The following is a 24,334-nucleotide window of genomic DNA, read 5'->3' as shown; positions in this document are numbered from 1 at the left end:
CAAACACAGGGTTTCTGGTACAATTTTTTCCATTGTAAAAAGACCGCATTTTATTTAGGCGGTCTTTTTCTTATTTTTCACTTGTAACAACCTGCAGCAATTCATCCCTATCCATATAGCTGCCTGTGAATTCATGGGTTAGCTTTCCGTCCTGATTAAATATAAAGGTTTTGTTGTCATGTAATACTTCTGTGCCTTTTTTTTCAAAATATACACCGAGCGTAGCGGTCAACTTTTGAATTTCCCCCATCTCTCCCGTCAGCATTTTTAAATAAGACAGATCAAAATTCATTTTCTCTGCATGTTCTTTCATTGCTTCAGGGGTATCCTTTTCCGGGTCAAGCGAAACAGAAACAAGTAATAGATTCCTTGGATTATTCCCCTTCGCTTTGATATCATGCTGCAGGTTACTAAAATTGCCTAATAAAATCGGGCAGGCATTCGGGTCGATGCAGTTTACGTAAGTAAAAGTCATGACCACTGTTTTTCCAAACAGATCTTGTTTCGTCACTGGACCGCCATTTTCATCCACTAGGTTGAAATCTGGAAGGCTAACATCCTTTGTCACTTTATGAGCATTTTCGGCTGTTTTTACTTCTACTGAAAACTGTTTCTCCTCCTCAAATTTTTTACCATCATGCTCGACACTGATTGCTGCAATCCAGTCGCCATTCATTGGCAAATCAGCCGTTCCAACATATTTCCCTTCGCCAATGTCTTCAGCAGAAACCGGAATAGTTCCATGATCCATATTTTTCATATTCAAATTAGCTGTTATGTTAGCATCTTCGACTGGATTTCCTTCCCCATCTTTAATGGTAAATTGCATCACAATTGGTTTTCCCGGTGTAAACGTTTTGGGTGTCGAAAGTTTTACATTTATGTTTTTTGCTGTCCCACATCCAGCAATTAAAACGAGGATCAGGCTCATCATGATAACAGGTATTTTTTTCATCTAAAGACCAACCTTTCAGTCATTTTGCATAATTTATCAAAATCTACTAGTCAAGTCCTTGATTTTGTGTAAATTTGCTAAACAATGTTTTTAACCAAATTTTGTTATGTCAAATATATATGATCAGCCACTTATCCCCTTAACATTTTTCGAGCGTTACTTCCATGGGTTTCAATCTCCATATCCAGTCAAGGGTGTCAAAGGCGGTTTTTCCTTTGATACCCTTGACTGGATATGGAATAATCCATAATTGGAAGTACGTTGAAAATTAAACATCTACCTTTTAATAGATTTCTGCTTCGAATAATTGGTTTCTTGATAGTGCATTAAAACAGCTCCTACTAAACGAAAAGCAGATTGTGTATTAGGGTAAATTCGAATTACCTTTTCTCTTCTTCGGACTTCCTGATTTAATCGCTCAAGAGAATTTGTACTACGGATATGACAACGGATATCTTCTTGGAATTCCATATATTGTATGGTATCTTCGAAACCATCATCTAATATTTTCAGAGCTTGTTCGTATTTAAGATTGTCCCCAAACTGACTCATCAGTTCACCTTTAAAATTCCGCATATCCTCAATTGTGACTGCATCAAAAATACGCTTAATCATCATACGTATTTCCGCTGAGTCCTTTTTTGGAAGCCTTTCTATGATATTACGTTTAAAATGGACGTTACACCTTTGCCAGCTAGTCCCAATAAATTCACGTTGAATCGCTTTTTGAAGCCCCTGGTGAGCATCTGAAATGACTAGCTTTGGGGATTGAAGACCACGTGATTTTAGTTGTTGGAGAAAGCGACTCCAACTTTCATAACTCTCAGCGTGATCCACACTTAACCCAAGAATTTCACGTGTTTTGCTTTCAGTGATTGCAGTGGCTATATAAACAGCCTTAGAGACGACACGATGATGTTCACGAACTTTTATATACATGGCATCTACAAAAACAAAAGGATAATACCTTAAATTTAAGGGCCGTTTGGCCCAGTCATTAATAATAGGATCAAGCTTTTGAGTAAGTGAAGAAACAAACGATTTTGACTTACTTTCACCACAAAGTTGTTCCACAATATGTGTAACTTTACGTGTAGAAACGCCATTGATAACCATCTCTAGCATAGAGAGTACTAACGCCTGGTCACAACGTGCATATTTCTCAAAAACCGTAGGTGAAAACTCACCATTTCGAGTCCTAGGAACCTTAAGTTTTATCTTACCGATACTCATCGTTAACTCACGTTCGTAGTAGCCATTTCGGTAATCACGACGCTCAACAGAGCGTTCATATGCAGCGGCGTGTAAGTAATCATTTCTTTCTTTCTCCATGTACTCATTCAAAACCAGAACAACAGCTGATTTAACAACGTTATCTATATTTGAATTCATTACTGAGTCTTTTAAAAGTTCCAAATCTAGGCTAAACTGTAATTGGGTCATTTTTATTCCTCTTTTCTATGTTTATCGTGGTTGTTAAACATTGTAGCCAAGTAGGATAAAAATGACCCTTTTCTTTTTACACAATTATACGGACTTAATCAATCTACTTTCACTATACCCCCTGATTATCGATTTATCTGTGAAGTAGTGCACTTTTACTATTTTTTAAGGCTGTTTCAAATATTTTGTTGTAAAAAATCTAGGTCAATTTCTTCAACGTTTCATTTTTTATGTAATTTTCCACTTTCATATTTACATTTCATAATTTATTTAACGACCTAACCCCTCTATGAGCGAATTTCGCCATTTAATGAGCGAATTTAGATGTTCAATAGGCGAATTTCGCCATTTAATGAGCGAATCCCAAAAGCAACATTCCCTTAGAAAAGAGCAAAAAAAATAATCCATGCACACGTCATGGATTATTTTTTATCGCTTATTCGCACGCCCAGTTATCTTTATCCCGGTCATGCCGTGATTCATATGCCGGATGTGTCGATGGTACACCGTCTGGATACACTTTTCTCATTTCTGTACAATTCTTAAATGATTCTTTACCAGCATTTGACGATCCGCTGTCTGGTGTCGAACCGCCAGATGTATTTCCTCCTGAAGTTGATCCGGAACTAGAATCCAAGTCACCCTTTGTTGTTCCTTGTTCGCCGAAGGCCCAAAGACCCTTATTCGCCTCACGTGCCTCTCTGGCAAACTTGACAAAGTACTCGCTGTATTTTACATCGGGCGGATAAGTAGATGGTTCCGCGTAGCCATTTAACACTAAATCAGCATTGAACATTTTCGAACGAATTTCATTTTCGTCCATATCATTTGCCGGTACACTTAACCAAACAATTCGAAGCAAACGGCTATACCGGTCCGTTTCCGATACATCTTTTTGGATCCACACCTGTTTTCCATTTAGCTTTGAGGTCGTATAATTGCTCGCCTCTTTGCCATATTCTTCATGTCTTGTTGTTGATTCCGGTGTATTTACCCCAACTAAACGGACTTTTCTTCCATCAGAGGTGACAAAGGTATCACCGTCAACAACTCGCCCGACAGTAATGAGTTCTAACCCCATACTCTTTGCCAACTCTTTTTGTGAGGTCTTAGCTGCTTCTTGTTTTTCCTTATCTTCCTGTTCCGCTCTTGCTTGCTCTTCTATTTTTGCTTGCTCTTCTGCTCTTGCTTTTTCTTCAGCTTTACGAGCTTCCTCTGCTTTTGCTTCGGCCTCGGCTTTTTCCTTTGCCTTCTTTGCAGCCGCTTCCTCTTTTTCCTGTTTAACGGAAGCTGTCTTCTGTTGGCCTGCTTCGTTTGTTTCTTCAGGAGGTGTTGAGAACATCATGGCTAGCACAAAAGAAGAAAGTAATCCAGCAGCAATTACCCACCCAAATCTATTTTTTCTATTTCGGCTCCGATTTTTTAAAACTAAACCAACGATAAAAATAATCATCCCAATAAGTGATACAGGGGCGACAATTCCTAAAAATAACATGAAAATTATTGCAAGTCCGATCAATATTCCTTTTACTGCTTTCACAATCCTTTTTCCACTCCCTTGTTAACATCTCCTTATTATACCTATTATCATATTCCTTTTGTTAATTAACTCCTTTTTTATGATTTTTCTTTACACGACCGCTTCCGATTATGGTAAATTTATATCAGCTAAGTTTTATGAATAATCTGAAAGGGGATGTTGATTTGCAGCACTATTATCTATTTATCCTGATGTGTATACTCTTAATTATTTTACCTGGCCCAGATACCGCGATGACGACAAAGAATACGCTATCAGTAGGCAGATCTGGCGGAATGAAAACCCTTTTTGGAACATGCTGTGCCCTCATGATCCATACTTTTGCCGCTGTCATTGGACTTTCTGCCATTATCGTGAAATCAGCCTTATTATTTTCAGTGTTCAAATATGCTGGCGCGATTTATTTAACGTATATTGGCTTTAAAACATTATGGTCCTTAAAGAACACTGGAGCGGACGCAGGTGCAGAGGCAGGCACGGAAAGTAAATATGGACAAAAATCATGCTTCCGTCAAGGTTTTCTAACCAATCTCCTTAACCCCAAGGTAGCGGTTTTCTTTCTAACCTTTTTGCCGCAATTCGTGGATCGCGGAAGTGACACCTTTGTTCCGTTTCTCGTTATGGGCATCACCTATACGGCGCTTACTGTAATTTGGTTCATTCTGTTTATTTATTTAATCAATCAAATCAGCACATTTATGAAAAAACCATCCACTCAAAAAGTTGTTCAAGGATTAACCGGGATTACCCTGCTTGGCTTCGGACTTAAACTAGCATTTGAAAAGGCCCAATCATAGCTGGTCGGATATCACCATTTGAATCGTGGCATAAGTAGAAAGGGTGTCAGGCACCAAACAAGGCACCAAACAAAAAGGACCTTCTCAGGTCCTTTTTGTTTGGTGCCGTTTTCTTATTGTACTTTGGAATATTGTTTTGTTATCAGTGGCCGGTAATCCTCCCAGGTTACTGTAACTGGCATTTGGAAGAATTGACTTAGCTGCTCGCTTGAGATCATATCTTTTGTGTTTCCCTTGGCAAAGACTTGTCCCTCTTTCAACAACAAGGATTTATTGAAAACTGGCAGGATTTCTTCTGCATGGTGGGTGACATAAATCATCGTTGGAGCGTCAGGACTGCCGGAGATTCTTTCGATCGAGTCGAGGAGATGCTCACGGGCAATAAAATCCAGTCCGTTTGTCGGCTCATCAAAAATGAGCAGTGCCGGATCAGCCATCAATGCCCGGCCTATTAGGACCCGTTGTTTTTCCCCTTGTGACAACGTTTCATAATTGCGGTTAGCATACTCAATACAGCCTAGATCCTCTAGCAGCTTGCTGGCTTTCCGTCTCATTTCATCTGTCGGCATTTCGTAAAGGCCAATGGTGGCAAATGCACCGCTTAAGACGACCTCAAAGCCATTATCGCCGGGATGAAATTTCTCTTGCAGCGAGGATGAGATAAACCCAATCTGCTTCCGTAGTTTCTCCCCAAGGTAGGTTTTCCCAAATTCCATTCCTAAAACGGTTATTTTCCCTTCTGTCGGAAAGTTGTACGCATTTAATAAATTTAATATCGCAGTCTTCCCCGAGCCATTTAAGCCAAACAAAACCCAGTTTTCTCCTTTTTTTATATCCCACTGGATATCCTGTAAAATCGACTTTCCGTCACGCTTCAAAGAGATATTTTCAAGCTGCACTACCAAAATAAGATAACCCCTTTCGATATATTATTAATTTAATAATATCAAAATTTTCAGAAGAATACGCGTATAATTTTCTAATATAAAAAGAACCCCGATAATAATAATCTGGGTTCCTTCACTTTTAGCTAGTTTTATATATGAATAATTACTCCTCCGCCAGCCTCCTATAGTTTCCACTATAATAAATTAGCGGATCAGAATCTTTCATTTGAATGTCAGTTACCTTGCCAATAAAAAGTGTATGATCTCCCTCAACGTATGCATTCGTGACTTCACATGAAATTTGTGCCAAAGCATTCGGTAAAACCGGAACCCCGTTTAAACGTTCGAATACCACTTCTTGATGATCTTTCACCTGACCAGCGAAAATCATAGACATATCTTGTTGGTCTCCTGATAAAATATTGACGGAGAATGTTCTGCTCTGTCTAATTTTTTCAAGCATATGTGCTTTTTCAGCAATTGATACGACGACAAGCTTGGGATTAAGTGAAACCGACATAAATGCATTCGCTGTCATCCCATGAATGTTTCCGTCCACTTCTACAGCCACCACCGTGATTCCTGTCGCGAATTTGCCCATTGCATTCCTAAATTGACGATCATCCATTCTATTCCCTCCCCTTTATCACCTCGACCGGAAATGAGGATTCCACAACGAGTGGTAAACAACAATTTTTTTAATCGGCTTTCGTTTTTATATATACCTTATCTTCTGGGATTATTCATATTATTCGTCTTTGCAAATTGAATTCTCTTTTTCCCCATTTTTTTCAACTTGCGGTAGATCCGATAGCCTTTTCGTACTCCATCCACAATAAAAAACGGAATCTTCGGATGATACTTGTAAAGATAGGGTCTATAAATCTTGTAATAGGCCTTTTTTAAATCATCCCACTTACGGCAATGCCCTTCTTTATAAAAATCAGAGACATCAACGATATATCCCCTGCCATCATGCATGACTACATTTTTCCCGTGAACATCAAATGGGTTTAATCCGACAGACCTGGCAAATTCTAAACCTCGATCAATATCGTCAATAACAGATTCAGGAATGGGAACACCCCTAACAACCGCGTCAAACAACGTGATCCCTTCAAGTTTTTTTAATACTAAATACGTTTCCCCGTATCCATAAAGAGTGGAAAAAGCTTCATGGTTCCCTAACCTTTTATATACTTCGATTTCCTTTTTAAGATCCTCTGGACTTCTCCCGTACACTTTAACTACTCTTTCCGGACGGGAATCATGTGAAAAGACACCTGCATAATTGCCACTTCCGATCGTTCTCCAAGATTTTGAGCGATTGTTTACGATAATCGGATCAAATGGGCTGTCAATCGTTAGTCGTATTTGTGGCAATAATTCTTTTTCTATTAAATCAATATACGCATCAGATTTCATCCTACACCTTCTCATCAAAAGATTTCCAAATTATCTTCCAAGTTTCAAACTGACGAAAGGATTTTTCTGGTTTTTATTACATATTATAATGGAAATTTCTTTTCTGCCAATATACACTTATGATAAAGGAAATATTCAGTTATCCAAAATATAATGCCACCTTAATGTACATCCGTTCTAGGTCATTTTTTGAAAGGAGCTGCCATGGCTTTTCCTATTTTAGCAACGAAAAGATTGAATTTAATTGAAATCACACATCAACATGTAGATCCACTATATGAGATTTTATCATGTGAAGATGTGACACAGTTTTACGGTACGAATCGCTTTACTTTGCAGGTAGAGGCATCTAGATTAATAGACATGTTTCACAAAAACTTCCATGAAAAACGGGGGATTCGCTGGGGAATCAAGTTAAAGGAGAATCAAAGAATTATCGGTACAGTCGGTCTTAATGTATTACATCTGAAAAATAAACGTGCGGAGATTGGGTATGAACTCCATCCTTCTTTTTGGAGAATGGGCTATGCCTCAGAGGCAATTAAAGAGGTGCTGCAGTTTAGTTTTAATCAATTAGAATTAAATCGAATCGGCGCCGTGGTATACCCCGAAAATGAGGCCTCAGTAAATTTGCTTCTGAAGCTGGGCTTTTCTAAGGAAGGATTACTTCGCGGCTACATTCATCAAAATGAACAATTTCATGATACATACATATTATCACTGTTAAAGCATGAATGGGAAAAAGACCAGGAATAAGCTCCTGGCTTTTTCAATCTTCAAAATAATCCCGAAACGCTTTTGGGCTTTTGAGCTCTCCTTCTTGATAATACGGATTATTCTCCATAGGTTCCTTCGGGTCAAGATTGGTTTTGATGACTAACATGGGGGATGGTGAACTCTCAGCAATAATACGGTCGTTCAATTCATTAAAATCAGGCAGCTTTTTATTCCCAGGCTGTCTAGGCTCCATACATACACCTCCTCGGATTTAGCATGCTGATTTTACAAGTTAAACATTCTCATAAACAAGAAAAAAACTAGGAAGTTTTACCTTCCTAGTGTCTTTATTCCTCTTCAGAGCCGACTAAGAAATCCGGATTTAGTTCTTCGAATTCTTCGTCGTCTACGTCTAGGCCCCAATCCTCATCGTTATCCTTGCATCCTTCAGAGCTGACACGGACACAAACCTTTGTCTCGCCAATTACTTCTACAAGGAATTCCCTTTCGACATGGACGATGATTCGGTTACCGTTAGGGGAAATAACAGCTTCACAGCAATTAGGCTGCTGCAGCACTCGAGCACAAATTTCATTGTCATCGAGGCAGTCATGGTCACGATACTTTAACTTGATGACATCGGTATATTGAACACGTTCAGTTACTACTTCTGTTTTGGTATTATCATTAAATGAGTACCAAACGTTGATGTCATATGAGCCATGTATCTCTACAGTCTTACCGACTTTTTTCGCGTTATATTTATGGTTGATGATCCAACAGCCAAGAATACTTGTCGGACTATGTGCCGGGCTAATCGTATGATTGGACTGGGTAAATTTACGTCCTTTCGCTACTACCGCCTTGGTAATTATCTCTCTATATTCTCCCATTTCGCGCGAACCCTCCTCATTCATTTTCATTTCATCGTATGCTGATTTATAGACTAGTGTGATATATAATTTTGTGAATACTGGTTAAAAGTTTAGTCATGATTCATTTTATGCGGGATTTATAGGTGTGTGCCTTTCATGCCTGTACTTTAAAGTGAAGGTTTGGCTGCAAAGATTTTTTCAGGGATAGGGATTTGTTGGGGAAATTTATAGAAAAAGAAAACCAGGCCTCAATAAGAAGCCCGGTCCTTTATCATTAATGATCGTGATCACAATCATCGTGGCCTGCACAATCACCACCGCCATTTTTCACGCTCGCACCTGTTTCGCCCATTAACACATTGCCGCCTGTTGAAATAATGATTTCATCAGTAACTGTATTAGAAATGGTCGAAGCAATTAGTTGCAGCAACTCATTCACTTCCAATTGTGATTGTTTGAAATCTTGGACAACCGGAATTTCATCTAATTCTTGTTCAATGGAAGCAATTTTATCTTCCACCTTTTTTAACGCTTCCGGCTTTCCGTAATGCTGCAGGTTAACTGCCTGCTTTTGCAAACCCTTAATGTCTGAAATTAATGCCTTAACCTTTTGATTTTCATGGATATGGGCTTCTGCCCGCTTGAAGAAGTCAACTTCTTCTGTGTCTGCAATCATACGTGCTAATTCTGCTGCACGAGCGACGATATCATCTTTTGTATACTTCGTCACTTTATTTCACCTCTGCTGGTTCTAATTCTTCTACCATTTCTCCGTTTAATGACCATGTTCTTGCTTCAGTTATCTTTACTTTAACAATTTTTCCAATCGCTGACTTCGGCGCTGCAAAATTCACAAGCTTATTTCTAGTTGTATACCCTGCAAGGACATCTGGATTGTTCTTGCTTTCCCCTTCGACAAGAACATCAACGATTTGACCTTCGTGCTTCTTCATTGCTTCTAAAGAAAGCTCATTAACAAGGGCGTTTAAGCGCTGTAAACGTTCTTTCTTTACTTCCATCGGAACATTATCCTCCATTTTAGCTGCTGGAGTTCCCTCACGAGGGGAATAAATAAAGGTATAGGCTAATTCATAACCGACTTCCCGATAGAGAGACATGGTTTCTTCAAATTGTTCGTCCGTCTCGTTTGGATAACCGACGATAATATCCGTTGTTAACGCCACATTCGGAATCGCAGCTTTTATTTTTCTGACTAGCTCTAAATATTGTTCACGTGTATATTTACGCGCCATGATTTTTAACACATCTGTTGACCCAGATTGAACAGGTAAATGGATATGATCCATTAAATTCCCGCCTTTAGCGAGAACTTCGATCAAACGATCATCAAAATCACGCGGATGGCTTGTTGTAAACCGTATCCTTGGGATATCAATTTTACGCAGTTCATCCATCAATTCTCCAAGACCATAGTTCATGCCTTCTAAATCTTTCCCATAGGCATTTACATTTTGTCCAAGCAGTGTCACTTCTTGATAGCCCTGTGCCGCTAAATGACGCACTTCCTGAATAATCTCTTCAGGGCGTCGGCTTCGCTCCTTACCGCGAGTGAACGGAACGATACAATACGTGCAGAATTTATCACAGCCGTACATAATGTTTACCCACGCCTTAATTTTTCCACGGCGAACTTTTGGAAGGTTTTCAATGACATCACCTTCCTTTGACCATACTTCGACAACCATTTCTTTTGACATGTATGCTTCATGCAAAATATTTGGCAAGCGGTGAATATTATGGGTTCCAAAAATCACATCGACCTGCTGGTATGTCTTTAAAATTTTATTGACGACTGACTCTTCCTGAGACATACAGCCGCAGACACCTAAAAGTAAGTCAGGCTTTTCCAGTTTAAGTGCTTTTAGGTGCCCAAGTTCACCAAATACTTTATTTTCAGCATTTTCGCGAATCGCACATGTATTTAAAAGGATCACGTTAGCGTCCTCGGTGTTGTCAGTTGGTTCGTATCCCAATGCTAAAAAGATTCCAGCCATTACTTCTGTATCATGTTCGTTCATTTGACAGCCATAGGTCCGGATATAAAACTTACGGCCCTCACCCATTCCACGGAATTCTTCCGGAATGGCAAAGTCATTATGATACTTAACTTCTTCTTTTCCACGTTTTTTGGCTTCTTTTAAAGAAGGTGCAGTAATAACTTGTTCAAAGTATTTGCTGTAATCCTTGGCGGATTTTTTGTCCGAAGAATTAGCAGTTTCGACTTGCTGACCTTCTAATCGTTGTTTTTCGTTCATTTATCCAAAATCCCCTTTCGTAAAAAGTTCGCTTACTCGTCTATTAGATTTCTAAATGATAATTTTTACCTGTGCATATAAATATAGATCGATGAGCATGATCTGCACATTATTATAGTATAAAGGTTTACGTAAATGAAAACAATAGAAATCCCTGTAAACACGCATGTTTGCGGGCATTTTAGCGATTAGCAAAATCATTTAAGCAGTCCAATTAATAAGTTTAATCGATTTCTCTCACTCTAGATGTGACATAATTCACTAATACGTAAAAAAACTCGCCTTTAGGCGAAGACAGAGGAGTAGTTGCACTTATGCGTTAGGAAAGTATAAAATTCCTAAATTTATACTTTCCTATTAGCTAAAAAATCCCGTGGAATAAATTCCGCGGGATTTTAGATTTATATGATTACATAAACTCTGCAACTAATTTATCAAAGTGTGCTTGATCAAGGTTTAAATCTGCATCTACTAACGGTTCTTCAGAGTAACCAGTCAATAATTCCTGGTAGGAAGGACGCTCTGTGTTTTGGTAAATAAGGCCGGTTACTAAGCCATTATGCTTCATTAGTGTCTGCATAGCCAATTCACGATTAGATGGATCATACCCTTCCACATCATGAAGCTTTGTCAGATTTTCTTTAAACCAATCGTATGTGTTGACTTTATTATAGGTTACACATGGACTGAAGACATTGATTAAAGAGAAACCTTTGTGTTTAATACCCGCTTCAATTAATGCAGTCAAGTCTTTTAAATCTGTTGAAAAGCTTTGCGCAACGAATGTTGCTCCAACTGTTAACGCTAATTCCATTGGAGAAATGGATTGTTCGATTGACCCCATTGGTGTAGATTTTGTTTTAAAACCTACTGCTGAACGAGGTGATGTTTGTCCTTTTGTTAAACCATAGATTTGGTTATCCATAACGATATAAGTAATATCAAGATTACGACGGATGGCATGAACAGTATGTCCCATTCCTATCGCATATCCGTCACCGTCACCGCCTGAAGCAATAACCGTTAAATCGCGATTTGCCATTTTGACACCTTGTGCAATTGGAAGTGAACGGCCATGGATTCCATGGAAACCGTAAGAATTGATATAACCGGAAATCCGTCCTGAACAGCCGATCCCTGAAATAACTGCTAAATTTTCTGGTACTAAACCTACATTTGCTGCCGCACGCTGCATTGCTGCTTGCACAGAGAAGTCACCACAGCCAGGGCACCAGTTCGGTTTAACATCATTTCGAAAGTCTTTAAAAGTGGCCATTTAGAACAACTCCTTACATTTTGAATGTACTTCGTGTGGCAGGAATGGATTCCCATCATATTTAACAAACTTTGTAATTTTTTCAGCATGCCCAATATTCATTTTCATGATATTTGCCAATTGACCAGTCGCATTGTTTTCCACAACAATTACTTTCTTAGCAGAACGAACAAGTGGAAGAACCTCGTCTGATGGGAATGGATGGATCAAGCGAATTTGTGCATGATTTACTTTTAATCCGTCTTTTTCCAAACGAGCCATTGCCTCTTCAATAGCGCCACGAGTTGAGTTAAAACCAACAATTAGCAAATCTGCTTCTTCATGTGGTGCATTTTTATAAACAGGTGTATCAAATCGAATATTTTCAACCTTGCGGAAACGCTTATCCATTTGGGCAATCCGATTTGCTGCTGATTCTGATGGTTTACCAGTTTCGGCGTGCTCAACACCGGTAACATGGTGAATACCATTTTTCATCCCCGGAATTGTACGAGGTGAAATGCCGTCTTCAGTCACTTCATAACGCTTGAAATAACCCTTATTTTCAATCTCAGGAAGTTCTTCCGTAACAAGCTTACCACGTCTAATTTCAACTTTAGAAACATCAAGCGGTTCAACTGTTTGTTTTCCTAAAGATAATTGAAGGTCAGATAAAACGATTACTGGGCATTGATACTCTTCAGCAAGGTTAAACGCTTCAGCTGTATCATAGAAAGCCTCTTGTACAGTACTTGGTGCCATGACGATTTTTGGAATTTCACCATGTGTACCGTAAATCATCGCCATCAAGTCTGATTGCTCTTGTTTGGTTGGAAGTCCTGTTGACGGGCCTCCACGTTGAGTATCTACAATAACAAGCGGAGTTTCAGTAATACCGGCTAGTCCAATTGCTTCCATTTTTAATGATAATCCAGGACCTGAAGAAGCAGTGATTGCACGAACACCGCCATAGCTTGCTCCAATTGTCATTGTACAAGCAGCGATTTCATCCTCAGTTTGAATTACTGTACCACCAACGGCAGGCAGTTTCTTAATTAAATACTCCATGATATCCGAAGCTGGTGTGATTGGATAGGCAGCCATAAACCGGCATCCTGCTGCAAGGGCACCTAGTGCAATCGCATCATTTCCAATCATATACATCCGGTGTTTGCCATCTGCTTTTTCAAGCACCATCGTCGGAACAGTAGCATCCATTTTTTCTTTCATGTAATCAAAGCCAGCTTTGATTGCATCCATATTTTTAGCAACAACCTTGTCGCCTTTTTTACCGAAAATCTCACGGACTACTTCTTCAAAAACTTGAATATCCAAATCTAAGACAGCTGAGGTCGCACCGATTGCCACCATGTTTTTCATTAAGGACGTCCCTAATTCAGTGGCGATTTCTGTAAAAGGAACCGCATACATTGCTGCTTCAGTATCTTCCGGTTTCTTTGGAGTGAACTTTGCATCCGCAAGAATTACCCCTTTACTATGAAGCTCTTTGTAGTTCACATCGATTGTTTCTTGGTCAAATGCGACAAGGATATCAAGGTCATCAGAAATAGAACGAACTTCAGTTGTACTTACTCTGATTTTATTATTGGTATGCCCGCCTTTAATTCGAGATGAAAAGTGACGATAACCATACAAGTAATATCCCAGGCGATTCAGTGCGATAGCAAAGATTTCCCCAGTACTTTCAATACCTTCCCCTTGTTGTCCGCCAACTTTCCACGAAAGTTGATTGATCATTTCCTTACACCCCTTTGGATATGTAAAAAATCAGTAGATTAAATCATGTATTAGTGTAGCACTTTTCCGAGTAATTCACTAGAGATTAGCCTTTTAATGCTTTAAAGACTAAAAAGATAGAATCATGGATACGTACTAAACGCTTACAATTCTAGACCTATGCACCAAAAAATGCAACCCTTTGGCCTGAAATATTGTCTAAAATATGAATATTTTTTTATTATTTAAAATTCCCCTTTTACCCTATAGGGAAATATATCCAAATCGTGATCCTAAGTACAGCTTTCTACGCTTTCACAGCCTTTTTATTGATAACCCAGTTTTCTATTTTTAATCACTTTCATGTATATCAGAATAATATTTTTATAATTATATATTCAGCTCCTGCCTTTATAATTGGCAAAAAAAAACCGCTTGTTGTGAAAACAAGCAGGTAAGAAGATAAATTTTTGCCGCCCCCTGGAAAGAGTCTATCTCTTTCAACGCGGTTCTACAATTAGCTTAATAGCTGTGCGTTCTTCTCCGTCAATTAAAATATCGGTAAACGCTGGGATACAGATCAAATCAACTCCGCTAGGTGCTACAAATCCTCTTGCAATCGCTACTGCCTTAACGGCTTGATTCAATGCACCCGCACCAATAGCCTGTATTTCCGCTGCACCTCTTTCACGCAGAACTCCGGCGAGTGCACCAGCTACAGAATTAGGATTAGATTTTGCTGAAACTTTTAATATTTCCATTCCTAGCTCCTCCTTAGAAAATCCCGATCCCGCATGAGCAGTTTCATGAACAAATCAGGTATATAACATTCCACTGCTACTATATTCAGCTGTCAAAAGACATATTCCGGCTTGGACAAAATTTGTCAAGGAATTAACCCAAAAAACCCCCAAAACGGGGGTTTTTACCTTAACTATAAAAAGGATGGTCGTCATTGATTATTATTCGGTCCATATTTTTGCACAGCCCGCTTTTTCTATCCAACTCGATATAAACTGCACTCAGCTGATTGCGGCCAGATTTGGGAACTTCAAATCGTACAGGCAGACTGGTCAGGAATTTCTTAAGTACAGCCTCTCGTTCCATTCCTAAAATCCCATCATATGGCCCTGTCATCCCTACATCGGTTAAATAACCTGTTCCGGCAGGCAGTACACGGCTGTCTGCTGTTTGCACATGTGTATGGGTGCCAACGACCGCTGATACTTTGCCATCCAGGAACCAGCCCATAGCCTGTTTTTCACTGGTTACCTCCGCATGAAAATCAACAAAAATAAATGGTGTTCTTTCCCGTGCAATTTCAACTAATTCCTCAGCTTTTTTGAAAGGACAATCTAATGGGGCCATAAATGTGCGTCCTTGGAGATTGATTACAGCTACCTCTAATTCATTCACTTTAAAGAACGCTAGTCCTTTTCCGGGTGTTCCCTCTGGAAAATTCGCCGGCCTTACCATATTTTTTGCCGAATCGATAAACTCAAATATCTCACGATTATCCCACGCATGATTTCCAAGGGTAATAGCCTGTGCACCATAATTTAAAAATTCTCGGTAGATTTTTTCTGTTATCCCCCTGCCCCCGGCTGCATTTTCACCATTAATGATTGTGAAGTGGGGACGATATTTTTCTTTTAATTTTGGCAGGTATTCCTTTACCATGTCTCTGCCAGGTGATCCTACGACATCGCCGATAAAAAGTAGATTCATTTTTTCCCTCTCGTCCTTGTTTATTTTTTTCCTGTATTAACTTATTGGTAATGTCCATAAATAAAAGCGGTGCATTCGCACCGCTTTATTTTGCATATTCAACAGCCCGTGTTTCACGGATAACTGTCACTTTAATGTGTCCAGGATAATCTAGCTCTTCTTCGATCCGTTTGCGAATATCGCGCGCTAATCGATGTGCAGCAAGATCATCAACGGCATCAGGTCTTACAATAATCCTCACTTCACGACCTGCTTGAATCGCAAAGGATTTCTCAACACCTTCATAGGACTCAGAAATCTCCTCTAGCTTTTCAAGACGGCGGATGTAGTTTTCAAGTGTTTCACTACGTGCACCTGGTCTGGCAGCTGATAAGGCGTCAGCAGCAGCAACAAGGACAGCAATAATAGACGTTGGCTCTGTATCCCCATGGTGTGAGGCAATACTGTTGATTACTACCGGGTGTTCCTTGTATTTGGTCGCAAGTTCTACCCCGATTTCGACATGGCTTCCTTCCACTTCATGGTCAATTGCTTTCCCAATATCATGGAGCAACCCTGCACGACGTGCCAACGTTTCATCTTGACCAAGTTCAGCTGCAAGCAGCCCTGAAAGCTGTGCCACTTCCATTGAATGCTTTAAGACATTTTGCCCGTAACTTGTACGGAACTTTAATCGGCCAAGAATTTTGATAAGATCTGGATGTAATCCATGAACGCCCACTTCAAAAGTGGTTTGCTCGCCGACCTCACGGATATATTCATCTACTTCACGTCGAGACTTTTCAACCATTTCCTCAATACGTGCTGGATGAATTCTTCCGTCTTGGACTAACTTCTCAAGCGCTAAGCGGGCTGTTTCCCGACGAATCGGATCAAATCCCGATAGAATAACAGCTTCAGGAGTATCATCAATAATCAAATCAATGCCCGTTAACGTTTCTAATGTACGGATATTTCGTCCTTCACGGCCAATAATCCGGCCCTTCATTTCGTCATTTGGCAGGTTGACGACAGAGACAGTCGTTTCCGCAACATGGTCAGCAGCGCAACGCTGGATTGCGAGCGAAAGGATTTCCTTCGCTTTCTTGTCGGATTCCTCTTTTGCACGATTCTCGCTTTCCTTAATCATTATCGCAGTATCATGGGTCAATTCCTGCTCCATTCTGTCAATAATGATGGCTTTCGCTTCCTCACGGGTTAAGCTTGAAATTCGTTCGAGTTCAGTCTGTTGTTTTCTTACCAACTCGTCCACTTTGCTTTCCATCTCTTCAATATGCTGTTGTCTTTGGGTTAGAGAATCATCCTTCTTTTCTAAAAGATTTTCACGCTTGTTTAACGTTTCCTCTTTTCGATCTAAATTCTCTTCTCTTTGCAGTAAACGGTTTTCTTGTTTTTGCATTTCATTTCTTCGTTCACGAACCTCACGTTCTGCTTCTGTTCGAAGCTTGTGAATTTCATCCTTTGCTTCAAGCAAAGCTTCCTTTTTCAATGAATCAGCATCACGTTTCGCATCTTCAAGAATCTGATCAGCAGCATTCTTTGCGCCTGCTACTTTTGCTTCAGCAATGGATTTATGAACAAAATAGCCAACAACGGCACCGACGATAAGGCCAAGCAAAATGGAGATGATTGTAATAGGGTCCATCGTTACACCTCCTCTTGCTATGAACTTTTGTTACATTTTTCAAGTGTCGGCATGTACATTGTTTAGACTCAACATACAGCAAGCACCATGGCTTTTCGCGTCGTAATATTTCCAAAAATGTAAAATATACATGTTAATTGTAAAGGTGGGAATATTCATTGTCAAGGCTTAGTCTGATTGGCATTTTGAATTATTTAGGAGCCAACTTGAAAATTCCGTAAATTTATTGAGTTTTTGTATGAATATTTATTAATATAATTGCATATTTATTCACTTTGAAAAGAAAAAGCAAAACCCAATACCGGGCTTTGCTTTGCTGGATTAATCTAGCAATTTAAACTGCTCATCATCTTCTTCTGCTTCTGTTACTACTTTATCACCGTCTAAACCATAGTGTTCACGGATTTTTTGTTGAATTTCCTGGCGGAGCTCAGGGTTTTCCTTTAAGAATAGCTTCGCATTTTCGCGGCCCTGACCTACTCTTTCATCGTTATAGGAATACCATGAACCGCTCTTTTGAACGATATCTAATTCTGAACCTATATCGATGATTTCACCCTCTTTGGAAATACCTTCACCGTACATAATATCTACTTCAGCGGTACGGAATGGTGGTGCAACTTTGTTCTTTACTACTTTAATTTTCGTTTTATTTCCGACTATGTCAGTTCCTTGTTTTAACGCTTCAGCACGGCGTACTTCTAGACGGATTGTCGAATAGAACTTCAGCGCACGGCCCCCAGGGGTTGTTTCGGGGTTTCCAAACATGATTCCAACTTTTTCACGAATTTGGTTAATGAAGACAGCAATTGTCTTCGACTTGTTGATGGCGCCTGATAGTTTACGCAGTGCTTGGGACATCAACCGCGCTTGAAGACCTACGTGAGCGTCACCCATTTCGCCTTCAATTTCTGCTTTTGGAACTAATGCAGCAACTGAGTCAATAACAAGAATATCAACGGCACCGCTTCGCACTAATGCTTCAGCGATTTCAAGTGCTTGTTCACCTGTGTCAGGCTGTGATAACAATAACTCATCGATGTTAACACCTAATTTTTGTGCATATGTCGGGTCCAGGGCATGTTCAGCATCAATAAACGCTGCTTGTCCCCCTTTTGCTTGCACTTCGGCAATTGCGTGAAGTGCTACAGTTGTTTTACCTGAACTTTCTGGGCCATAAATCTCGATAATACGGCCTCTAGGATATCCGCCTACTCCAAGTGCTGCATCAAGCGCAAGAGATCCACTCGGAACGGTAGAAATTCTAGTCTCCGTTTGTTCACCCATTTTCATGATGGAGCCTTTACCAAATTGTTTTTCTATTTGCTTTAACGCCATTTCTAATGCCGCTTTACGATCACTCACGTTCTATTTCCTCCCTTATATATAAACACTCACGTATTGCCCTAATCTATTAAATAAATCCTATTATTAATATAACCTCTTTTTAGTTATTTGTCGAGGAAAAAGTCGAACATTCATTCTGTTTATGTTTATACAATTTATACCTCAATAACTGACATATGACCCCCTTTTTTGGTATTCTCACATTCAAAATACCTTAGATAACCAATTTATCTGATTTTCTCTATAAATTTAATTTTAATTTTTTATTGCCAATTATGCGTCGTTCTTTTCTTCTTTTTGGTCAATGTAACGGGCTTTCATTTACCGTAAAACCCCTCTTTTCTTCTTTTTGGTCATGTAACGGACTTTCATTTACCGCAGAACCTCTCTTTTCTTCTTTTCGGTCAATGTAACGGGCTTTCATTTACCGTCTGCCCTCTCTTTTCTTCTTTTCGGTCAATGTAACGGGCTTTCATTTACCGCAAAGCCTCTCTTTTCTTCTTTTCGGTCAATGTAATGGGCTTTCATTTACCGCAAAGCCTCTCTTTCTTCTTTTCGGTCAATGTAACGGGCTTTCATTTACCGCAGAACCTCTCTTTTCTTCTATTCGGTCAATGAACACCTCCTGCCCACCAAACCACCATTCCACCAATAAAAAAATCACAGAACGCTATTTAGCATTCTGTGATTCTTCTAAATTCCGCAATATAAAATAACAGCCGTATTTGACCGCCCGGTTGCGATTTGCTTCTCTTGTACCACCAAGGAGAAGCTTCTCAACCACTGTCGGCCTTCCCTTCAGCGCGATTCCGATATAAACCGTACCGACAGGCTTGCCTTCCAGCTCATCTGGGCCGGCCACACCTGTGAAGCTGATTCCAATATCACTGTTGACCAGCCTTGCGGCATTTTCGGCGAGCTCTTTCGCACACTCTTCACTAACGGCGCCGTATATTTCAAGCGTATCTGGTTTTACCCCTAATACTTGTTGTTTTACTTCATTAGAGTAGCAAACCACTCCGCCCTTAAACACAGAACTCGCTCCGGCAGCTGATGTTAACGCCTGTTGGAACAACCCGCCTGTTAAACTCTCAGCAGCCGTAATCGTTAGTTTCTTATTATGTAATGCTTCCATCAGCTCATGCAATAAGGAGGTATTGTCATACCCATATAAAAATTGACCCACACGCTGCCGAATCACACTTTCCAGTTCATCAAGCATGGACTCAGCAGTTGTTTCATCCACATGCTTCGCTGTCAGCCTTAGTGTAACCTCACCGTCACCTGCCAGTGGAGCAATGGTGGGATTGGTCTGCGCATCAATTAAATCAATAATCTCCGTTTCCAAAGCGGCTTCGCCAATTCCAAAAAATCGTAATACCCTCGAAACAATTTTATCGTTCGACCCATTTTTTGAAGAAAGTGCCTGACACCCATATTGGAGAAACATCGGCTCCATTTCCTTAGGCGGCCCCGGTAAAAGCATATAGGTATGACTGCCGGTTTCCACGACCATTCCCGGAGCCATTCCGTGATCATTCGGGAGAATATAAGACCCTTCTAATACAAGTGCCTGCTTACGGTTATTTTCTGTCATCACACGGTTTGTCCGCTTGAAATAAAGCTCTATGGATTCTAATGCGGCCGAATCCATCACAAGTTCTTTTCCAATATGGCGAGCAATGGTTTCCTTCGTCAAATCATCCTTTGTGGGCCCAAGTCCGCCCGTAAAGATAATCATGGCCGCACGTTTTTCCGCCGCTTCAATCGCTGATTTTAATCGGTCAGGGTTATCACCAACAACTGTATGAAAATATACATCGATCCCCAGAGCAGCTAATTGCCGGGATATAAAACGAGCATTCGTATTAACAATTTGCCCAAGTAATAATTCTGAACCAACCGCAATAATCTCAGCATTCATTTCGAAGCCGCCCCCTATTTCATCCTATTTTGAGTTCTTTAATACATGGCTGTTTTTTGCAAAATAATCCCAGCCCGACCAAATGGTAAAAATCATGGCCACCCACAATGCTACAATATCAAAGCGGAATGAAACCATAGCAAAAATAATATTATGTAACAATAAGGACGAGATTGCGACGATTTGTGCCCAGGTCTTTATTTTACCAAGCATATTAGCGGCGACAACCTCACCTTCGCCAGCAAGTAAGAGGCGCAGACCTGTGACCGCAAATTCCCGGCTGATGATGATTATCACAATCCAAGAAGGTGCATAGATATCATTCAGTTCAACTAGGACAATTAGCGCCGCAGAGACAAGTAATTTGTCTGCCAGCGGGTCAAGGAATTTCCCCATATTGGTTACAAGGTTATATTTGCGGGCATAATAGCCGTCAACCCAGTCTGTTGTGGAGGCTAAAATGAAAATGAGCGCCCCGACAAAATGGGTAACAGGCATGTCCGCCCCAAGAAGATGCATGCTGCCCCAATCAAATGGAACTAACATAATAATCATGAATATTGGAATTAATAATATTCTTGATACGGTTATTCGATTTGGAATATTCATAATTTCCCTCCGTGTAATTATTGAAAGTGAAAAATAGTCATCAACAGATGACTATTCGGTCTTCAGAACATATTGAATCGTGATGTTCTGAACATTCGCTGTCGCTGGTACTGCGTATTCAAGCTTTTGGTCATTCACATAAATATCAGTATCTGCTGCGTTCCCAACTCTAATGACAGCTGTACTTTCTGCTGATAAATCTTCTGTCTGGCTCTCGGTTTCCCCGGTTCTAAGTGTCCCTTGAAAAAAGGTCTTCCCTTTTCCGTTTTTAATACTTACCCAGGTTTGTCCTTTAGAAACTAATTTCACGACAAATTTATCAGCATTTTTTAAGTCATATGTGGAATTATTCCCATTGCTTTGAACGGCTGTCAGCTCCTGCTTAGGTGTTTCTACAACAGGTTGTTTTTTCTCTTCCTGTTTGGCCGTTTCCTTTTTTTGGCTATCCTGTTTTTTATCTTTTTCTGCTTCATCCACTTTTACTTTTTCCAAGCTTTCAGATTTTTCAATTGTAACCTGATCACTATCATTCTTAATCGATTCATTTGTTCCGCCGCCGGCATGGTTTTGTAAAAAATAATATAAAAGACTAGCCACCCCAATGACAAACACAACGATTAATACTTTGGGAAGGATATCAAAGATTTTTGAATTTCCTTCTGAGATGGATTTATGTGTCTTGACCCTTGATAATTGCTCTGGCAAATCATCATTATAGGAAGCAGGGATTTCACTCTTATACGTGTCAAAAATTTCATCCGGATTGAGATCCAACGCCTCTGCATATTGCTTAATAAAGGCGCGTACATAAAAATTCCCGGGCATGCTGGAATAATTGCCTTCCTCAATTCCTACTAAATACCGCTTTTGAATTTTTGTCATGGTTTGTAAATCATCTAAGCTTAATTCTTTGGCTAATCGGGCTTCTTTTAGTCGATTCCCTAATTCAGTCACCTGTAACACCTTCCAATTTATTAAAAATCAAAATCTCCAAAATCTGATCCGGAGAACATATTGTGCTGATCAACTACCTCGTATGTAATCTCTTCTTCAGCATCATTTCTAAGTTCAATAATGTAATCAAAATCATCAAGCGTGTACTCAGAATTTTGAACGAAAATATCAGGGTGCTCGATCACTTTCACCGCAGGTAGACGCATAATTTCACGGACCAGCTGCCAGTGACGTTCATTTGCACGTCTTGTTGAAACAATGCCATCTAGAATAAACAGATTGTCTTGATTATATTCATCTTCAATCAGTTGATTGCGAATGGTTTGTTTTAATAGAGTGGACGACACGAATAACCATCGTTTATTAGCACACACACTTGCTGCCACCAGTGATTCTGTTTTCCCAACACGCGGCATCCCTCGAATCCCAATGAGCTTGTGTCCCTCCTGCTTAAATAATTCTGCCATAAAATCAACTAATAATCCAAGCTCATTCCTCACAAAGCGGAATGTTTTTTTGTCATCTGCATCCCTCTGAATATAGCGTCCATGTCGAACAGCCAGCCGATCCCGCAATTTCGGCTCTCTCAGTTTAATTAATTTTATTGTGTCCATCGTATGTAAAATTGACTCAAGTCGTTTTATTTGATCATCATCTTTTGCTAAAATAAGCAATCCGCGTCTGCCTTCATCAACACCATTAATGGTAACAATATTTATGGCAAGCATTCCTAACAGGGATGAGATGTCGCCCAATAATCCAGGTCGGTTTTTTTGAATCTCATATTCTAAGTACCATTCTTTTTTCATTAATAAAAAACCCCCAAACAGAAGTTTCGACATTTTTTTCGCCTTTCATCGTCTAACCCTTATAATAAATGATTTTGATTGAAGATGAAAGAAAAAACAAAGAGATTGACACATTTATCTAAGATATTTGCTTGACAGTATAAAAAAAGAGAGGAGACCATTAAGGTCCCATCTCCTTTTATCGAGTTCCATTATTCGAAATTAATTTTACCATGATATTCGCAATGGCCTGCTGCTCTTGTTTGTCAGCAACGGACCAAAGATCTGAAAGAATTCTTTCTTGCTCATTCTTCGGCTCCACTTGATTAGCTAAATAATCACCAATTTGAAACGCAAGATTGCTGATTGCCCCTTCACTCATTCCCTCATTTTGAGCATGATGAAGACGATCTGCTAAAAAGTCCTCCCACTGTTTCCAGTTATCTAAAACAGACATAATATTACCTCCTTTAGAATAGTACAAGGTTATTTTGTGAGGAGGAGCCTTAAACTATACATGAAGAATTTATGAATTTTTACGTGTACCACCCTCCATTTATTGCAAGAACCTGTCCTGTAATATAGGAGGATTCATCCGATAACAAGAAAGCAACGCTGTTCGCAATTTCTTCAGGCAGTCCAAGCCTTCCCATTGGAATCTCATAGGAAATCTGCTGTACCTCTTCAGGAGTGAAGTCATCCATCATTGGCGTCGCAACTGCACCTGGGGCTATCGCATTAACGCGGATGCCATTTAAAGCCACTTCCTTACTAAGAGCCTTTACAAACGCAATTTGGGCTCCTTTTGCTGCTGAGTAAGCCACTTCACATGCAGCACCTGTCTGGCCCCAAATAGACGTGATGACAATAATATTTCCGGAGCTCTTGCCTAGAAATTTAGGGAGCAGTTCTTTCGTAACCAGTAATGGATTTAAGACATGAATATTCATTAATGCCTCGGCTTCTTCTTGTTGCAAATCGACCAACAACCCGTATTGACTATTTCCGCTGCAATGGATGATGGCATCTAAAGAAAAGATTTGCGCAGCTATGGTTTTATATCCGTCAGCTGCCGCCAAATCTGCCTGGATGGGAATATATTCTCCGCTAAATGACCGCAGCCTGTTCAATAATTCAAGTATGGCTTGTTCATTTTTATTGTAATGTAAATACAATGAATAACCCTTGGAGGCTAAATGATACGCAACCGCTTGTCCAATTCCACCGCTTGCTCCCGTTATGAGTGCATATTTTTTCATTAAAATCACTCTCTCTTTATACTAGGCTGTGTTAAACTTGGCTGTTGATTTCCGCTTCAGGATGCTCGCTTTCCGCAGGGCGGGCGGTGAGCCTCCTCGGCGCTAAAGCGCCTGTGGGGTCTCACCTGTCCCGCTGCTCCTGCAGGAGTCTCGCACCTTACGCTACAATCAAC

Annotated in this window: 25 protein-coding genes; 2 read left to right on the top strand and 23 right to left on the bottom strand. The window is 40.0% G+C overall.

Features of this window, described 5'->3' with window-relative positions; translation table 11 throughout:
• Nucleotides 1-70: 70 nt before the first annotated feature.
• From FAY30_RS09490 to FAY30_RS09480, 3 genes are all read right to left on the bottom strand, one after another.
• Complete coding sequence (locus FAY30_RS09490) at nucleotides 71-955, bottom strand: SCO family protein (protein ID WP_149869650.1); 885 nt, start codon at nucleotides 953-955, stop codon at nucleotides 71-73.
• 276 nt (nucleotides 956-1,231) lie between these two features.
• Nucleotides 1,232-2,398 carry an IS256 family transposase gene (locus tag FAY30_RS09485; protein WP_149868193.1) on the bottom strand — a complete coding sequence of 389 codons (1,167 nt, stop codon included), beginning with the start codon at nucleotides 2,396-2,398 and terminating at the stop codon, nucleotides 1,232-1,234.
• 436 nt (nucleotides 2,399-2,834) lie between these two features.
• Nucleotides 2,835-3,938 (bottom strand): thermonuclease family protein, encoded by a 1,104-nt coding sequence (locus tag FAY30_RS09480; protein WP_223820928.1) that lies wholly within the window; start codon nucleotides 3,936-3,938, stop codon nucleotides 2,835-2,837.
• 164 nt (nucleotides 3,939-4,102) lie between these two features.
• Between FAY30_RS09480 and FAY30_RS09475 the strand changes: the two genes are divergently transcribed.
• On the top strand, nucleotides 4,103-4,735 hold the full coding sequence (locus tag FAY30_RS09475; RefSeq protein WP_149872648.1) for a LysE family translocator: 633 nt from the start codon (nucleotides 4,103-4,105) through the stop codon (nucleotides 4,733-4,735).
• A 113-nt stretch (nucleotides 4,736-4,848) separates the two neighbouring features.
• On the opposite strand, the gene FAY30_RS09470 is transcribed toward FAY30_RS09475, so the two are convergent.
• The 3 genes from FAY30_RS09470 to FAY30_RS09460 all read right to left on the bottom strand — a co-directional run bounded on the left by FAY30_RS09470 (nucleotide 4,849) and on the right by FAY30_RS09460 (nucleotide 7,047).
• Complete coding sequence (locus FAY30_RS09470) at nucleotides 4,849-5,640, bottom strand: ABC transporter ATP-binding protein (RefSeq protein WP_149869649.1); 792 nt, start codon at nucleotides 5,638-5,640, stop codon at nucleotides 4,849-4,851.
• Nucleotides 5,641-5,785: 145 nt separating this feature from the next.
• Complete coding sequence (locus FAY30_RS09465) at nucleotides 5,786-6,250, bottom strand: flavin reductase family protein (RefSeq protein ID WP_149869648.1); 465 nt, start codon at nucleotides 6,248-6,250, stop codon at nucleotides 5,786-5,788.
• A gap of 98 nt (nucleotides 6,251-6,348) precedes the next feature.
• Entirely contained in the window at nucleotides 6,349-7,047 is a 699-nt protein-coding gene (locus tag FAY30_RS09460) for a protein kinase family protein (protein WP_149869647.1), read from the bottom strand.
• 204 nt (nucleotides 7,048-7,251) lie between these two features.
• Here FAY30_RS09460 and FAY30_RS09455 point away from each other — a divergent pair, with 204 nt between their 5' ends.
• On the top strand, nucleotides 7,252-7,803 hold the full coding sequence (locus tag FAY30_RS09455) for a GNAT family N-acetyltransferase (RefSeq protein ID WP_149869646.1): 552 nt from the start codon (nucleotides 7,252-7,254) through the stop codon (nucleotides 7,801-7,803).
• A 13-nt stretch (nucleotides 7,804-7,816) separates the two neighbouring features.
• On the opposite strand, the gene FAY30_RS09450 is transcribed toward FAY30_RS09455, so the two are convergent.
• The 17 genes from FAY30_RS09450 to ymfI all read right to left on the bottom strand — a co-directional run bounded on the left by FAY30_RS09450 (nucleotide 7,817) and on the right by ymfI (nucleotide 24,161).
• Nucleotides 7,817-8,017 carry a hypothetical protein gene (locus FAY30_RS09450; protein WP_149869645.1) on the bottom strand — a complete coding sequence of 67 codons (201 nt, stop codon included), beginning with the start codon at nucleotides 8,015-8,017 and terminating at the stop codon, nucleotides 7,817-7,819.
• A gap of 94 nt (nucleotides 8,018-8,111) precedes the next feature.
• Nucleotides 8,112-8,657 carry an outer spore coat protein CotE gene (locus FAY30_RS09445; protein WP_149869644.1) on the bottom strand — a complete coding sequence of 182 codons (546 nt, stop codon included), beginning with the start codon at nucleotides 8,655-8,657 and terminating at the stop codon, nucleotides 8,112-8,114.
• Between the two features lie 256 nt (nucleotides 8,658-8,913).
• Nucleotides 8,914-9,369, bottom strand: a complete 456-nt coding sequence (locus tag FAY30_RS09440; protein WP_149869643.1) for a YlbF/YmcA family competence regulator — start codon at nucleotides 9,367-9,369, stop codon at nucleotides 8,914-8,916.
• 1 nt (nucleotide 9,370) lies between these two features.
• A complete protein-coding gene (gene miaB, locus FAY30_RS09435; RefSeq protein WP_149869642.1) occupies nucleotides 9,371-10,915 on the bottom strand; it encodes a tRNA (N6-isopentenyl adenosine(37)-C2)-methylthiotransferase MiaB in 1,545 nt (514 codons plus the stop codon).
• Between the two features lie 409 nt (nucleotides 10,916-11,324).
• Nucleotides 11,325-12,191: a 2-oxoacid:ferredoxin oxidoreductase subunit beta gene (locus FAY30_RS09430; RefSeq protein ID WP_149869641.1), complete on the bottom strand. Its 867-nt coding sequence runs from the start codon at nucleotides 12,189-12,191 to the stop codon at nucleotides 11,325-11,327.
• Complete coding sequence (locus FAY30_RS09425; RefSeq protein ID WP_149869640.1) at nucleotides 12,192-13,928, bottom strand: 2-oxoacid:acceptor oxidoreductase subunit alpha; 1,737 nt, start codon at nucleotides 13,926-13,928, stop codon at nucleotides 12,192-12,194.
• A 479-nt stretch (nucleotides 13,929-14,407) separates the two neighbouring features.
• Nucleotides 14,408-14,668, bottom strand: coding sequence for a stage V sporulation protein SpoVS (gene spoVS / locus FAY30_RS09420; RefSeq protein WP_003211281.1), 261 nt, complete (start codon nucleotides 14,666-14,668; stop codon nucleotides 14,408-14,410).
• Between the two features lie 169 nt (nucleotides 14,669-14,837).
• Nucleotides 14,838-15,635, bottom strand: coding sequence for a TIGR00282 family metallophosphoesterase (locus FAY30_RS09415; RefSeq protein ID WP_149869639.1), 798 nt, complete (start codon nucleotides 15,633-15,635; stop codon nucleotides 14,838-14,840).
• 85 nt (nucleotides 15,636-15,720) lie between these two features.
• Nucleotides 15,721-17,280: a ribonuclease Y gene (gene rny, locus FAY30_RS09410; protein WP_149869638.1), complete on the bottom strand. Its 1,560-nt coding sequence runs from the start codon at nucleotides 17,278-17,280 to the stop codon at nucleotides 15,721-15,723.
• Nucleotides 17,281-17,601: 321 nt separating this feature from the next.
• The gene (recA, locus tag FAY30_RS09405) at nucleotides 17,602-18,645 is read right to left on the bottom strand and encodes a recombinase RecA (protein ID WP_149869637.1); all 1,044 of its coding nucleotides are present in this window, start codon (nucleotides 18,643-18,645) and stop codon (nucleotides 17,602-17,604) included.
• A gap of 283 nt (nucleotides 18,646-18,928) precedes the next feature.
• Nucleotides 18,929-19,051, bottom strand: coding sequence for a hypothetical protein (locus FAY30_RS27795; protein WP_263315314.1), 123 nt, complete (start codon nucleotides 19,049-19,051; stop codon nucleotides 18,929-18,931).
• Between the two features lie 246 nt (nucleotides 19,052-19,297).
• A complete protein-coding gene (locus tag FAY30_RS09400; RefSeq protein WP_149869636.1) occupies nucleotides 19,298-20,551 on the bottom strand; it encodes a competence/damage-inducible protein A in 1,254 nt (417 codons plus the stop codon).
• A 24-nt stretch (nucleotides 20,552-20,575) separates the two neighbouring features.
• Complete coding sequence (pgsA, locus tag FAY30_RS09395; RefSeq protein WP_149869635.1) at nucleotides 20,576-21,160, bottom strand: CDP-diacylglycerol--glycerol-3-phosphate 3-phosphatidyltransferase; 585 nt, start codon at nucleotides 21,158-21,160, stop codon at nucleotides 20,576-20,578.
• Between the two features lie 51 nt (nucleotides 21,161-21,211).
• A complete protein-coding gene (locus FAY30_RS09390; protein ID WP_149869634.1) occupies nucleotides 21,212-22,114 on the bottom strand; it encodes a helix-turn-helix domain-containing protein in 903 nt (300 codons plus the stop codon).
• 20 nt (nucleotides 22,115-22,134) lie between these two features.
• Nucleotides 22,135-22,923, bottom strand: a complete 789-nt coding sequence (locus FAY30_RS09385; protein WP_190284854.1) for a DUF3388 domain-containing protein — start codon at nucleotides 22,921-22,923, stop codon at nucleotides 22,135-22,137.
• Nucleotides 22,924-23,101: 178 nt separating this feature from the next.
• The gene (locus FAY30_RS09380; RefSeq protein WP_149869632.1) at nucleotides 23,102-23,359 is read right to left on the bottom strand and encodes a DUF3243 domain-containing protein; all 258 of its coding nucleotides are present in this window, start codon (nucleotides 23,357-23,359) and stop codon (nucleotides 23,102-23,104) included.
• 79 nt (nucleotides 23,360-23,438) lie between these two features.
• Nucleotides 23,439-24,161, bottom strand: a complete 723-nt coding sequence (gene ymfI, locus FAY30_RS09375; protein WP_149869631.1) for an elongation factor P 5-aminopentanone reductase — start codon at nucleotides 24,159-24,161, stop codon at nucleotides 23,439-23,441.
• Nucleotides 24,162-24,334: the final 173 nt, after the last annotated feature.

The organism is Bacillus sp. S3 (assembly GCF_005154805.1).
In the GTDB taxonomy this organism is placed as follows: domain Bacteria; phylum Bacillota; class Bacilli; order Bacillales; family Cytobacillaceae; genus Neobacillus.
This window is presented reverse-complemented; position numbering and strand designations above follow the sequence as displayed.

Coding starts and splice junctions, on each gene's coding strand:
- FAY30_RS09490 (WP_149869650.1), bottom strand. CDS start 955: ATGAAAAAAATACCTGTTATCATGATGAGCCTGATCCTCGTTTTAATT.
- FAY30_RS09485 (WP_149868193.1), bottom strand. CDS start 2,398: ATGACCCAATTACAGTTTAGCCTAGATTTGGAACTTTTAAAAGACTCA.
- FAY30_RS09465 (WP_149869648.1), bottom strand. CDS start 6,250: ATGGATGATCGTCAATTTAGGAATGCAATGGGCAAATTCGCGACAGGA.
- FAY30_RS09460 (WP_149869647.1), bottom strand. CDS start 7,047: ATGAAATCTGATGCGTATATTGATTTAATAGAAAAAGAATTATTGCCA.
- FAY30_RS09455 (WP_149869646.1), top strand. CDS start 7,252: ATGGCTTTTCCTATTTTAGCAACGAAAAGATTGAATTTAATTGAAATC.
- FAY30_RS09450 (WP_149869645.1), bottom strand. CDS start 8,017: ATGGAGCCTAGACAGCCTGGGAATAAAAAGCTGCCTGATTTTAATGAA.
- FAY30_RS09445 (WP_149869644.1), bottom strand. CDS start 8,657: ATGGGAGAATATAGAGAGATAATTACCAAGGCGGTAGTAGCGAAAGGA.
- miaB (WP_149869642.1), bottom strand. CDS start 10,915: ATGAACGAAAAACAACGATTAGAAGGTCAGCAAGTCGAAACTGCTAAT.
- FAY30_RS09430 (WP_149869641.1), bottom strand. CDS start 12,191: ATGGCCACTTTTAAAGACTTTCGAAATGATGTTAAACCGAACTGGTGC.
- FAY30_RS09425 (WP_149869640.1), bottom strand. CDS start 13,928: ATGATCAATCAACTTTCGTGGAAAGTTGGCGGACAACAAGGGGAAGGT.
- spoVS (WP_003211281.1), bottom strand. CDS start 14,668: ATGGAAATATTAAAAGTTTCAGCAAAATCTAATCCTAATTCTGTAGCT.
- FAY30_RS09415 (WP_149869639.1), bottom strand. CDS start 15,635: ATGAATCTACTTTTTATCGGCGATGTCGTAGGATCACCTGGCAGAGAC.
- rny (WP_149869638.1), bottom strand. CDS start 17,280: ATGGACCCTATTACAATCATCTCCATTTTGCTTGGCCTTATCGTCGGT.
- FAY30_RS27795 (WP_263315314.1), bottom strand. CDS start 19,051: ATGAAAGCCCGTTACATTGACCGAAAAGAAGAAAAGAGAGGTTCTGCG.
- FAY30_RS09400 (WP_149869636.1), bottom strand. CDS start 20,551: ATGAATGCTGAGATTATTGCGGTTGGTTCAGAATTATTACTTGGGCAA.
- pgsA (WP_149869635.1), bottom strand. CDS start 21,160: ATGAATATTCCAAATCGAATAACCGTATCAAGAATATTATTAATTCCA.
- FAY30_RS09385 (WP_190284854.1), bottom strand. CDS start 22,923: ATGAAAAAAGAATGGTACTTAGAATATGAGATTCAAAAAAACCGACCT.
- FAY30_RS09380 (WP_149869632.1), bottom strand. CDS start 23,359: ATGTCTGTTTTAGATAACTGGAAACAGTGGGAGGACTTTTTAGCAGAT.
- ymfI (WP_149869631.1), bottom strand. CDS start 24,161: ATGAAAAAATATGCACTCATAACGGGAGCAAGCGGTGGAATTGGACAA.